Source organism: Collinsella sp. TM04-29, assembly GCF_003466565.1.
In the GTDB taxonomy this organism is placed as follows: Bacteria; Actinomycetota; Coriobacteriia; order Coriobacteriales; family Coriobacteriaceae; genus Collinsella.
Window position 1 is genome coordinate 128,438 of record NZ_QSPW01000002.1, and the last position, 12,793, is coordinate 141,230.

Genomic DNA, 12,793 nt, shown 5'->3' on the forward strand with positions numbered 1-12,793 from the left:
CAGGCAGGGCCGTATGACGCATCAGAACCCGTCGGGCGCGGCGGATACCTTGCGCTTCCTGCCGCCGGACGGCGACCCCTTGGGCTTTTTCGGCTTCTCCGGGATGCGCCACACCGGTGCCGGGGAGGTGTTCCGGACCTCCCCCTCGAGCGCCCGCGCGAGCAGCGCGCCCTCGGCCTCCGGCGACGTCATGCCGAGCAGCGGTCCCAGGAACGTCTCGGTGATGTCGCGGCTGGCGAGTGCCATCGGGCCCTCCGCGTCGATCACGAGCGCGCCGTTCTCGCGCGCGCTCCAGGCCATGAGCTCTGACGGGGTGATCAGCGGCCGGCGCGCCACGGAGAACGACTTGCCGGACGAGGAGCTCTGCGTCCCCTTGGTGGAGCTCTGCCCGGTCGTCTTGACGCTGTAGTCGCCGAGACGCTTGCTGATCTCCTCCGCCTCGCCGACGGACTCCACCGAGAGGACGACCTGGGTGCCGAGCAGCGCCAGCAGCGCGTCCGACTCCGCCCTGGAGTAACCGCATCGCGCCTCGAGCAGATGGGTGTTCTGGAGCACGAAGACGACGTGCAGCCCGATGCTCCGGACCTCCGCGAGGTCGCCGAGGAGGCGGGGGATCTTGGGGATCCCGGACCCCTCGTCGATGGCGAGCAGGGTCTCCGCCGGCAGCCTGCCGCCGGACAGGCGCGCTGTCTCGCGCAGCGCCGAGAGCGCCTGCGAGAAGATGCACGAGACGAGCGCGCCGCGGTCGCCCCGGTCCGCCGCGCTGGCGATGTAGAGGATGGTCGGCTTGCGCCCGACCGATGCGAGGTCGACCTCGCCGCCCCAGAGCATGCGGCTGACGTTGTCGTCGCAGAAGGACATGAGGTAGTTGCGCGCGGTGGAGACGAGGGCCTCCCCGCCGCCGCCGTTCGACGAGGCGACGAGGAGGAACTGGCGCGCCGGGTTTCCCGCCGGCAGGTCCGCGGCGAGCTCCTCCAGCGACTTCACGGCGCTCTTCCCGTCACGGGGCTCCAGGAGCGCGAGCACGGTCGAGAGGTTCCGCGCGCCGTCGGGGATCCGCCCGTCCGTAATCGCGAGCAGGCAGAGGCCGGTCAGCAGGTTGCGGCTGGCGTCCGTGAAGAACCTCTGGCCCGAGGAGAAGGCGTCGGGCACGATGGCCGCCGACAGCTCGCGGAGCTCGGCCACGGCGCCGGCGACGCCCTCGGCGCCGAGTGCCGCGATGGCGCGGTCGAGGGGGTTGAGCCTCGCCGACTTGACGGGCTCGTCGAGCCGGATGGCGACGACCTCCATCCCGGCCTTCCTGGCGAGCGGCTCGGTCCATGCGCGGATTTCGGACTTGGGGTCGTGGACGATGACGGAGGTCGGTACCCCGTGGGCGTTGCGGTCGATCGCAGCCGCAATTGATGGCGCCAGCGCGCGCCTGCTTTTGCCGGCGCCGCTGCCCGCCCTTATGAGGCAGTGGACGGCGGGGACCATCGCGATCCCGCCGCCGATGCAGCCGGCCGCCACGAGCCCCTCCGCGGCGGCCTTCCCGTCCCAAGGAGGGCAGCGCCTCGCGACCCTGGAGGGCCTCGACTCGAGCCAGGCGTCCCCGTGCGTGCGCGTGGGCGCGCGATCGCCGGCGAACGTTCCGTCGTGGAGTCTCGCCCATGAGCGGCCCCAAGAAACGAATCCGAGCGCGAGGACGGAGGCCGCGACGAGGGCGAGCGCCGCGAGCAGCTCGCCCGCCTGGCCCGACGCCGCCGTGTCGGCGGCCGCCTCGAGGGGGCCGCGGAAGACGTAGGCGGGCTCGGGGCCCGGGTCGGCCGTGGGCAGCCGCAGCAGGACGGAGAGGCCCGAGATGAGGGATAGGGTCCACCACCTGGCGTAGTCCCAGGCGCTGGCGGTCGCGGCGCAGGCTATGACGGCGGCGACGCCGTGGGCCGCGAGCGTGCCGGCGAGTTCCTTTTTCATGTCGCGGTTGAAGGATTTCGGTTTCATCTCGTGATCGTCCTCTCTATCCTGTTTGCTATCTTCAGCGCGCGGACGCTCGACGGCCCGGTGCCGCCGGAGGCGAGGACCCTCAGGGTCGCGGCGATGAGTCTCAGCGCCCTCTCGCCGGCCTCGTCCCCCATGTCGCGCCCGCCGGCGTCCCGCGTGGTCTCCCTGGCGACCAGTGCCGCCATCGCGGCTGCCCGTCCGAGGGCCGGACCGGGCGACGGCGCATGCCTGAAGGCCCGATCTGCCGTGGGGCACCCTCTGAGGTCTGCCGGTTCGAGGTCCCGGCCGTGCGCGACCTTTCGCGCGATCCTTTCGAGGCGCGCCTTCGGGATGCAGGAGCGGGCCTCGGTGGCGAGTCCGGCTTCCCGCCGCCTCTCCGTCGCGGGGCCGGTTTGGGGCGCGGCGCGCCGTGTCGGCACCTCCTCGCGAGCCGGCGTTCTGTCCGGGACTATGACCCGCAGCGCCGCGTTCTCGCACCGGAGGCCGAGGTCGGCGGCCGCCTTGCGGGTGTAGACATCCCGCGCCTCACCGGTCAGGCACTTGAGGTCGGCGCACCTCTCGACCGCCTTCCTGTGGCGCTCCAGCGCGCCGGCGAGCTCGGGGGAGCCGGATGCCGCCCGGTCGAGGGCTTCCCTCAGCTCGGCGGAGGCCTCCGGGTGGAAACGCCTGAGGTGGGCGGCCTCGATCCTTCCGTCCGGGGGCAGCTCGATATCGAAACGGTTTCGGTCGATGCGGGCGACGGCGTCCAGCGTGGCCTCCCTCGCGAGGTCGCGCTCGATGTAGGCCTTCCGCAGCAGCGGCGCCATGGCCTTCGAGGAGATCTCGAGCCGCGCCGCCTCCATCCTACCCTTGGGCAGCAGGGAGTCCCAGTCGCCCTCGCGGTCGACCGTGAGGATGTGGACGTGGTGGCTCGTGCCGTTGACGTGCATCGCCGCGTAGAACTCCACGCGGCTCTCGGGGACGCCGGTCATCTCGGAGAAGAGCCTCGGCCACTCGGAGCGCACCAGCGCCTGCCAGGCGTCCAGGCGGTCGAGGCCGGCCCCGGGGGCGATGTCGTTCGGGACCGTGACGACGGTAGTGAGCACCGCGCCGCCGTTTTGGGCGATGGCGCGCCTGGCCTCCGCCACGGGGACCGGGCCGTCCGCGCCCCAGAGGCCGCCGGTCGAGCCGGTCCTGTTCGCGGCGTAGGCGGCCATGCCGTCCACGCCGAGCCTCCTGCCGTCGGCCTCGCTGACCTCGATGACGACGCCGCGGCGGGTGCCGGCGTATGCCGCAAGGCCCGCGGCGGACGCCCTTGCTGACGCCCCCGCGCGGACGACGGAGTGGTTGACGATGACGGGCGGGCTAGCCATCGGCGCGCTCGCGCGCGTGGAGCTTCACCTCGTCGATGCGGCCGAGGCCGGCGCGGCTGAGCTCGCCGGCCTGCGCGAGGTAGTTCTTCCAGATGTCCGCGACGGGGACGTCGTCGAGCGAGGCGTAGGAGGCCTTGAGGACGTCGGCCGACATGAGGCCGGCCATGATGGCGGCGGTCATGGGGCGCGAGAGGACCGCGGCGATGCGGTCCTCGGTGGCGTCGAGCTTGCGCTCGATGTCGAGCGCGGCGACGTCCATCCGCGCGTCGACGACGCCGCGGATGAAGCCCGCGACCTCGTTGCCGTAGAGGTCGAGCTCCTCCGCGGCGAGCGCCGAGCGCAGGAGCGAGCGGATCTCGTCGCTGACGTTGGAGTTGTCGAGCTCCGCCCGCGTCTTGAGGGCGGTGTAGAGCTTGTGGTCGATTTTTACGCTGACATTTCTCGTTGTCATTTTTCCTTCTCCGTTAAAGAAAAGGCCGCCGCCTGTGTAGGCGGCGGCGCGTGGCGGATTAGTCGTCAATGTTTTCGATAGTCTGGTAGGTGAAGGTGTTGTTTGGGATAATTTTGAGGAAGCGGGCCGGGATTGCGGCGAAGATCCCGAGTTCCTGCCCCATGTCTTCAAGGCGACGCATATAACGATCGCAGAAGGTGTCATGCGCCTCACCGTAGCCGTCGACGATATAGGAACGTGCCGCGACCTTGATGAGTTCATCGTCGGGGATGCCGTAGAGCTCGTCAATGTCAGCGAGATACTCGATGGGGTCAAGCGGGCGTTCGGTCTGGCTAAAGACGATATAGGCCTGCGGAAGCCCATCGATTTTGTTCTTGAAGCGCAGAACCCAAGCGCTCTTTGCGGTCGCGATAGAGTCGAGGTTGAGGAAACGGGGGTCGTCGGCGGCACGGTAGGTGTAACGGCGGTTAGCGATATCGAAAACAAGAGGAAGGCCGTAGCCCTTCTGGACGATCTTGTTGCTGCTCTTGATGGTGCTCATGTGATACTCCTTGGGGTTGAGCGGGGCGCATTTGCGCCCCGCAGATTGCTATTCGGTGGCGGCGAAATGGTGGTACGCAGGCCAGTACGTCAGGTCGACGCGGCCGCCCGCGGCGCCGTTGCGGTTCTTTTTGATGTCGACATGGAGATCGCGGCTGCCGTTCTCGGCATCCTCGCGGTCGGTCATGATCGAGAGGATGATGTCCGCATCGAACTCGAGCTTGGCGGTGCCACGGAAGCTGCCGTCTTTGCCGGTGATGGCGACGGCGATGACGGGGGTGCGCTCGTGATGCGCCATCTGTGCGAGGCCGAAGGACACGCGGTCGAGGATATCCGTCGTCGAGAATGCCGGTGTGGACACGGTAACGAGCTGGGCGTAGTCGACAATCACCGCCGGCGGGATGCCATCGCGGATGGCGATGGCGTGCACTGCCTCGGTGAGGCACTCGATGCTGTGGCCGCGCACGTCGTCCATCGTGAGATCGTCAACGATGATGAGGTTGTCTGAGATGGCGCGGACGGCCGCGACAGTGTCATCGACGACCTCACGCTTGCTCTCGTCGGCGAAGTCGGCCTCGGTGAGCGGTGTGCCACCGGGGATGAGACATGACGCGGCAGGAAGGATGCGACGGACGCAGGCCGCGCGGGCGATCTCGTAGCTGGCGATCACCACGTGACGGTGACGCGCCATGGAGAGGCCCATGTTCAAGATCAGGTCCGTCTTGCCGCCGCCGGCGACGCCGGTGAGGAGCACGAGCTCCTCACCGAGTCCGTTGAGCTCGGCGCTGAGCGGAGCGGGCTCGAAGGTAACGCGGCCGTCGGTACCAATGAAGACGGCATCGAGGCAGTCGAGCAGGGGACGGATGCCGCCGCGGAAGGCCGGGGGCACGGCGGGGGGATGGTTGGGGCTAGGCATCGTGGCTCTCCTTGTCGTTAATCGAGTTGACGTAAGCGATGAAGCTGGGCGCGTACACGCGGATATGGCGCATGGCCTTGATGCACGCGCCGGAGGCGTGCATCAACTTGTAAGCCGTAGGGCGGCTGACGCCCAGCTCCGCCATGACGCGATCGGTCGACCAATAAAGCGGGCCGTCACGATGGGCGACTTGATTGACCATGGCAGCTCCCTTCTATTCGTGGGTATAAGTGCTGTGCTCGAGCTGACTGTAGTTTCCCGTGATTGCTTCAGCGAAAAGAGGGGGTAACTCCGCGGACAACGTGATTGGATTATCTTTATGCAGCTAGATGGGACGACTGGACAATTTAAGGGTGACTTTGATGTCCGCGTCGAAGGCAGTCTTGCTGACGGATGCCTTGTGTTCGGCTTCCGTTCGACCGATTTGGATGCGCCGATATGGGCGAAGGGGGCGAGGCCGCTTAAAGATGCGGACGATTGGGATAAGTCGACAGGGATGTCTCAGCATAAGATTGCCGAAAGGGGAAGGCTTACTGTCGACGATGCGGATTGTTTCGTCGCCCTCGCGGACCTAGTCGACAACAAGCATAAAGAGAGGTATCCCGAGAGTGCCGATTGGCCGCCATATCTCTTGGCGGGGCCCGACGACGGCATGCGGATGATTCGCCATAAAGACGGGCAGTACTGTTTGCGCGACGACGGAAGCCTGCTACGGCTCGCGAAGCGCGTGGGGCCGCTCTTTGGGCTATATGGCGATCAAGTCGGTTATGTCGATGGAGATGTGGTCAGGGAGCCCATCGCGGAATGGGTTGCCGCTGCCGGCTTTGCTCTGTTCGCGAGCAGGCTTGTCGCGTTCCTCAAGGATGGGCGCGATGCGGTTCCTCTTCTTGACGATCTTCATTTCTCCGAAGCGATTGCATCCAAAGCCGACGGAAGCCAGTTTTCGATGTGGACGTGTTCTCATTTAATCGATGACGGGCTCACCCCTGCATATGCTGAACTCCTGGAACGCGCCTCGCAGGAATCCTTCTGGCTCGAGTCTGGCCATATCGCTACCACAGACATGGGGGCGCAAGTTGCCGTTCACGGGAGTGCCGTCATCGACCAAACCGATGGCGTTTCGCGTCTGATCGGGCTTAATGGGGCGGGCTCGTATATTACCTGCGAGTTGAAAACAGGGGACGGCATCACCAGGCTTAAAACCCAGATGGCAGCTGACTTTATTGACCCGAGGTTCGAAGCTGCGCCGTTCACGGATATCACGCCGCGTTTCATGATGGAAGACGAAAGGCTGGCCGAGATCGCAACGGCGCTGCTTCGCGGGATTCTCGATAGCACTATCGGCTGTCATGGCACTCATGCCGTGATGACGAGGTTGGTCGACAAGTGTGCTGCCGTGACCTATAACTCTACTCTGGAAAGGTTGTGGGCGGGGTTTGCCTCCCACCTTTCCCATGGAACAATCCGCATCTGTCCTTATTGCGGGCGTGCCTTCATTCCGGAGCCTAGCAATATGAAGTACTGCAAGCTCGATCCCGTGAAGGAGTGCAAGGTACGCAAAGACGAGGACGACAAGAACAGGAAGCGGAAGGCTCGCTCTCTGGTGGCTGAGGCGGTTAAGACCAACTGCAACGTTGGCGATATCGTTCGGGCGCGCGATTTAATTTACAAACAGCCCCTCGAGGGTATGTTTGAAATATCGGAGATCGATCGTGCGCTTGCATATCTCGCAGAAAGCAAGCGGAGTAATAACCTAAAAGCGATCAAGGGCGACGGATATCTCGTAGCTAATGCATGCTTACCCGTTCAGCAGGCGGCCGATGGTGTTACCGGCCTCGCGGGAACGCTCCTCGAAGGCATGGGCGTAGATGTTGAGCGTGGTCGAGGCAGACTTGTGGCCAAGCTGGGTCTGAACGGTCTTGACGTCCAGGCCCTCGGCAACGAGAAGGCTAGCGACGGTGTGCCGAAGCTCATGGACCGTTAGGCCCTGATAACCCTTTCCCCGCGTGAAGGTTCTCCCACCATAGGTTTTGGTGACGACGTCCTTCGTATATTCGCCCCATCCGTTGTCGACGCAGAAGTTGCGGAAGAACTTGTCAAAACCGTCGGGGTCAATCCTCTGCCCGTATTTTCCGTTAACGACCGGCATGAGGCTGTCCAGAGCCAAAGGCTCCATGGAATGCTTCAGGCGAAGGCCGTTGATATGCTCCAGGTTGAGGCGTTGGCTGTTTTTCCAGACAGCAAGAATTCGTGCCAGGGTATCGTCCATGCAGACGCGTCGGCCCGCTGAGCTCATTTTGGGATTACGAAGGACTTTGTCCTTTGCGTATTGGTTATAAAACGTAATGGTATTGCTGGCGAAATCAATATCACCCCAGCTTAGCCCCAGCATCTCTCCGCGACGGCAGCCCGTTCCGAGGATGATGAGGATCCCGACGTATTTTGCGTCCCCCTCTGTCTCAATTTTGCGTAGGATGGCCTTTCTGAACCGTCGGGCCTCAGAGAGGGTGAGGCTATTTCTTTTGTTCTCCTGAGGCGGTTTTGGAAAATCGACCATATCGGCGGGATTGCTGGGGATTTCCCCATCTCGGTATGCCTGTTTAAGCACCTGTCTTAGTTTGACATGGACCTTGTAGAGGCCGTTTTCTGAAAGGGGCCTTTCGTCTCCGCACCCTTCCGTCCATACTGCACGCCTTGCACGTTCTGCCGAATATGCATTGCGGATCCTCGAAGGAGTCAGGGATGTGAGTGCTACGCCACGGAATAGCCTTTCGATCTTTTTGATTTCCAAGGCCTCCCGGTCGTAGGCGAGGGGTGAGTTCAACTTATGTTGGGCGTGGAACTTGCTCGAATAGCTTGCGACTGTATTTTTCGACCCAGCTGCCTGCCCGCTTTCGTATTCGACCCGGTAACGGGCAAGTTCCTTTTTGGCATCCGATTTAAGCCCGTGTATGGTTCGCTTGGGTGCACGCTTATATTTTCCACTGGCATCCTTTTCCGGAAGGTTAAAGGTGATGAGCCAGGTGTTGGGTTTGCGACCCTTTTCGATGGCCATAGGGCGTCTCCTGCTGACGGGGTTGATACGATACTCCCTGCCCGTGCCTTTAAAGGCACGGGCAGGGAGTATCGTATCCCGAATTGTGAAAGAAATTCACCCACAAGTGAAATTCTGCGGGTGAATTGCGGGTGAAACTTTTTGTAAATCAAAATAAAGCACAAGCAAAAATAACTCGCTACCTGCTATTTTCTTTTCTATAATTAGAATTCATTTACTATGATTAACAGTAATTACTCCGGGCTCATAACCCGGAGGTCGTAGGTTCAAATCCTGCCCCCGCGACCAAGAACTTGCAGCTCGTCGGCCTAGCCGGCGAGCTTTTTTGTTATTCCGGGACTGTTCTCTCAGCCCAATTCCCAACATCTCAAACAAAATCTCGATCTGTAACATCTAGACCCGATTTGGGCGGCTAGGTGTTACAGATTGAGATGTTTCGGCAGGACGGTCTCCGTTTGTCTAAATCTGTAACACGAGGGACGGATTTTGCCGAGTTGTTGTTACAGATCGAGATTTTCTTGCAGACGGGTCCCGTTTGTCTCGATCTGTAACAGTAAGACCCGGTTTTGCCAAGTAACTGTTACAGATTGAGACAAACCGACGGGTCGCCCCGCCCCATCCACCTGCCGCCACCTGATATTCGCCGATTTCCGTTGCGCCACTGTGCTCCCATGCCATATCCTCTAGACAACTACGCGGCATCATCGCCGCCGCGCCTACAAGAGAGGAATGTCCATGACCGCACCTGCATCCAAGCTGCTCCAGCCCATTACGGTTGGCCCCCTTGAGCTCAAAAACCGCATTATGTTCCCGCCGCTGACCACCGGCTACGAGGAGCGCGACGGTTCCATCGGCGAGCGCAGCCTGGCTTTTTACGAGCGCCTGGCCCGTGGCGGCGTGAGCTACATCGTCATCGGCGACGTTGCTCCCGTTATGACCGCAAGCCCCACGCCCAAGTTGGCGACCGACACCCAGATCCCCACGTTTAAGGCCCTGGCCGACGCTGTTCACAAGCACGGCGCCAAGGTCGCGCTGCAGCTGTTCCACCCCGAGTATGACGTGCCCGGCGTCGGCCGCATGGTCATGGGCTCCATGGCCGCTGCAAAAGCTGCGCAGGAGGCCAAGGCCGCCGGCGACGAGGAGACCTTTGCCGCCAAAATGGCCGAGTCCAACGAGATCCGCAAGCAGGCCTACGCCAAGCTGCACCACGACATGCAGCACTTTGTGAACGAGGCCACCGTGGAGCAACTCACCCAGATCAAGGAGGCCATCGCCGCCTCGGCCGCCCGCGCACAGCAGGCTGGGATCGATGCCATCGAGGTCCACGGCGACCGCCTGGTGGGTTCGCTGTGCTCTGCCATCCTCAACAAGCGTACCGACGAGTACGGTGGCTCGTTCGAGAACCGCGTTCGCTATGCGCTCGAGGTCGTCGCCGCCATTAAGGAGGCCGCGCCGCAGCTGATGGTGGAGTACAAGCTCCCCGTGATCATGGAGAACCCCGACGGCACGCCGCGCGGCAAGGGCGGTCTGCAGCCCGACGAGGCCTGCGAGTTTGCCAAGCTGCTCGAGGGCGCGGGCATCGACATGATCCAGGTCGCGCAGGCCAACCACACCGGTAACATGGGCGACACCATTCCGCCCATGGGCGCCATGCCCTACAACTGGACGCTGCCCGTGGCCGAGCGCGTCAAGGCCCTGGTCTCTGTGCCGGTGGCAACCGTCGGCCGCGTTGTCTCGGTTGAGGCCGGCGAGAAGATCCTGGAGGACGGTTCGGCCGACATCGTCGCGTACGGCCGCTCGCTCATGTGCGACCCCGACATTGCGCTCAAGGCCGCCACGGGTGAGCCCATCCGCGAGTGCCTCAACTGCAACAAGGGTTGCGTCGATGCGATTCAAAACCGCCAGTACATCTCGTGCGTGCTCAATGCCGAGAACGGCGACGAGGCGACCATCGCTATTAAGCCGGGCGAGGGCGACAAGAAGATTGCCGTGGTGGGCGGCGGTATTGCCGGCCTGGAGGCCGCGCGCGTGGCGGCCAAGCGCGGCTACGACGTGACCGTCTACGAGGCGAGCGATCATCTGGGCGGTCAGATTGTGCTGGCGGCCGCGCCCCCGCGCAAGGACGAGATCATGCGCTCGGTCGAGTACTACGAGAAGATTCTGCCCGGCCTGGGCGTGAAGGTTGAGCTCAACCATGCCGCTAGCCCCGCGGACCTCAACGCCGCCGACGCTGCGATTGTGGCCGTGGGCGCGCACGACGTGGTCATCCCCGTTCCGGGTGCCGATTCGGACAAGGTCGTCTCGAGTTGGGACGTGCTGGCCGGCAAGGTGGAGCTTACGGGCCGCGTCGCCGTCATTGGCGGTGGCCTGGTGGGCACCGAGACTGCCGAGTACCTGCTGCAGCACGGCTGCGAGGTGGCGATCGTGGAGATGCTCGACAAGATTGCCGCGGGCGAGTCCGAGACCATTCTGCCACTGATCATGAGCGATTTTGCCGAGCACAACGTGGAGCAGCACGTGAAGACCCGCCTGACCGCCATTACCGACGAGGGCGTGGAGGCCATTCGCACCACCGAGGACGGCGCCGAGGAGCCGGTGAAGATCGCCTGCGATTACGTGGTGATGGCCGTGGGCTCCAAGGCCAACGCGTTTGACCTGGACGGCGTGACGGTGCCCGTGACCTGCGTGGGCGACTGCTCGGGCGAGCGTACCGCCGATATTGCGAGCGCCATTCGCACGGCGTATCACGCGGCCAACGAGCTCTAAGCAAGAAAGCTATCGCGTATTGAGTGGGCGGGGAGTGCCGTATCGGTGCTCCCCGCCTTTTTGCCAATAGAGTGTCCCTGATCAGCGGGTTCAGAAAATCCGAATCTTGAGCACCCGAAAATCCGAATCCTTAGAACATGAAAATCCGAACTATGTGAACACGAAAATCCGAATCGCAACTACCCGAAAATCCGAATTTGCTACAGTGGAATAGAAGAATCAGAAAGCAGGACCTGGAAATCTGCGGGGGTGGCTCATGGCAGGTGAGAGGCTACATCGGGACGGATACATCCCACGTATCGTGGATGCGCAAATCGAGCGCTACCTTCACGTCTTTGGCGCGGTCGAGATTGCAGGCACCAAGTGGTGTGGCAAGACGTGGGCCGCGCTTGAGCATGGGGCGTCCGTCTCGTATGTCGACGAGAATCTCGACCTCGCGCGTGCCGACCCGGCGATGATGTTGCTGGGAGACCGTCCGCATATTATCGATGAGTGGCAGCGCGTTCCCCAAATTTGGGACTACGTTAGACACGAGGTTGACCGCACCCGGGGTGCGCGCGGCGCCTATATCCTCACGGGTTCCGCCACGCCTGCGTTTGGCTCAAAGGGGGAGGCGCCCGCGCATAGTGGAGCCGGCCGCATCGGCCGCGTCCGCATGCACCCCATGACGCTTGCCGAGACAGGCGAGTCCAACGGCAAGGTGAGCCTGGCGGGCTTGTTTGAGCATCGTTTTGAGCCCTGTCGGTGCAATGGCGATACACCGGGGCTTGTCGAAGCCGCTTGCCGCGGCGGCTGGCCCGAGGCGATCGATATGGTTTCGGCTGACGCCCAGCTCATCGCCCGCGAATATCTCAACACCACGTTTTCGAGCAGCTTTCCGGCGGTCGGTCTCGACCCCGATATTGCTCGTCGAGTCTCTGCATCGATCGCGCGCAATCTGGGACAGGCAACCACGTATAAAACGATTCTTATGGATATGTTCGGTGCCGAGGAGGAGCCCGCAGCGTTTGCCGACGAGACCAAGGTGCGTAGGTACCTGGATGCCCTCAAAGGCATGTTCATTCTCGAGGAGGTCCCCGGTTGGGTTCCCGCCGCGCGCGACAAACGACGCTTTACCGTCAAGCCCAAGCGCTATCTGGCAGATCCGAGCCTTGCTTGCGCCTTGCTAGGTATGTCCTTGCAGGCGCTGCTTGCCGACTGGCAGACATTTGGTCTGGTGTTTGAGAATTTGGTCATACGCGACCTTTCGGTCTACGCACGTTCGCTCGACCTGCTGGATAGCACGCCCGTGCGCTATTATCGCGACGATTCGGGCCTTGAGTGCGATGCTATCGTGCAGCTAGCCGACGGACGGTGGGCCGCCTTTGAGATTAAGGTGAGTGAAGATAAAGCGAGCGCCGGCGTCGAGAGCCTCAAGCGCGTTCGCAAGAAGGTCTGTGGAAATCCTCGTTCACGCACACGCGAACCGGAGTTTATGGCCGTGATTGTGGGGGTGGGTGAGTACGCCCGCGAGGTCGAGGACGGTATCTACGCGATACCCGTGCGCGCGTTGGGGTGTTAAGGGGCGGCACGCCGTGTGCCCGCTGCCCGGTGCTGCGGATTGGTGCAAGTGGTCAGGTTTGTTTGCACCATGTCCTTGGCATATGGAAGAAGCTGCTATTCGTAATCTTTAAGACATCATTAAGGCTTGCGCTGTGGAGCAAACCGCAGGTCAATGCTATTCTTTTACCTTA

General features: G+C 62.8%; 9 protein-coding genes. 2 read left to right on the forward strand and 7 right to left on the reverse strand.

The features are described 5' to 3' along the window. Positions 1-21: 21 nt before the first annotated feature. The 7 genes from DXD39_RS06185 to DXD39_RS06215 all read right to left on the reverse strand — a co-directional run bounded on the left by DXD39_RS06185 (position 22) and on the right by DXD39_RS06215 (position 8,294). Complete coding sequence (locus DXD39_RS06185; RefSeq protein ID WP_117803492.1) at positions 22-1,980, reverse strand: type IV secretory system conjugative DNA transfer family protein; 1,959 nt, start codon at positions 1,978-1,980, stop codon at positions 22-24. Then, positions 1,977-3,332: a hypothetical protein gene (locus DXD39_RS06190; RefSeq protein ID WP_117803493.1), complete on the reverse strand. Its 1,356-nt coding sequence runs from the start codon at positions 3,330-3,332 to the stop codon at positions 1,977-1,979. The genes DXD39_RS06185 and DXD39_RS06190 overlap by 4 nt, the downstream gene beginning before the upstream one ends. Then, the gene (locus tag DXD39_RS06195; RefSeq protein WP_117803494.1) at positions 3,325-3,783 is read right to left on the reverse strand and encodes a hypothetical protein; all 459 of its coding nucleotides are present in this window, start codon (positions 3,781-3,783) and stop codon (positions 3,325-3,327) included. Before DXD39_RS06195 ends, DXD39_RS06190 begins: the two co-directional genes overlap by 8 nt. Before the next feature lie 58 nt (positions 3,784-3,841). Beyond that, a complete protein-coding gene (locus DXD39_RS06200) occupies positions 3,842-4,324 on the reverse strand; it encodes a hypothetical protein (RefSeq protein ID WP_117646178.1) in 483 nt (160 codons plus the stop codon). 48 nt (positions 4,325-4,372) lie between these two features. Further along, positions 4,373-5,239 (reverse strand): DnaB-like helicase C-terminal domain-containing protein, encoded by an 867-nt coding sequence (locus tag DXD39_RS06205; protein ID WP_117646179.1) that lies wholly within the window; start codon positions 5,237-5,239, stop codon positions 4,373-4,375. Then, entirely contained in the window at positions 5,232-5,441 is a 210-nt protein-coding gene (locus DXD39_RS06210; RefSeq protein ID WP_117646180.1) for a hypothetical protein, read from the reverse strand. The genes DXD39_RS06205 and DXD39_RS06210 overlap by 8 nt, the downstream gene beginning before the upstream one ends. A 1,596-nt stretch (positions 5,442-7,037) precedes the next feature. Beyond that, the gene (locus tag DXD39_RS06215) at positions 7,038-8,294 is read right to left on the reverse strand and encodes a site-specific integrase (protein ID WP_117646182.1); all 1,257 of its coding nucleotides are present in this window, start codon (positions 8,292-8,294) and stop codon (positions 7,038-7,040) included. Between the two features lie 735 nt (positions 8,295-9,029). On the opposite strand from DXD39_RS06215, the gene bilR reads away from it, so the two are divergent. Next, positions 9,030-11,060: a bilirubin reductase, long form gene (gene bilR / locus DXD39_RS06220; RefSeq protein ID WP_233541126.1), complete on the forward strand. Its 2,031-nt coding sequence runs from the start codon at positions 9,030-9,032 to the stop codon at positions 11,058-11,060. A 256-nt stretch (positions 11,061-11,316) separates the two neighbouring features. Beyond that, positions 11,317-12,621, forward strand: coding sequence for an ATP-binding protein (locus DXD39_RS06225; RefSeq protein WP_117803496.1), 1,305 nt, complete (start codon positions 11,317-11,319; stop codon positions 12,619-12,621). The last annotated feature ends 172 nt before the right edge of the window (positions 12,622-12,793 follow it).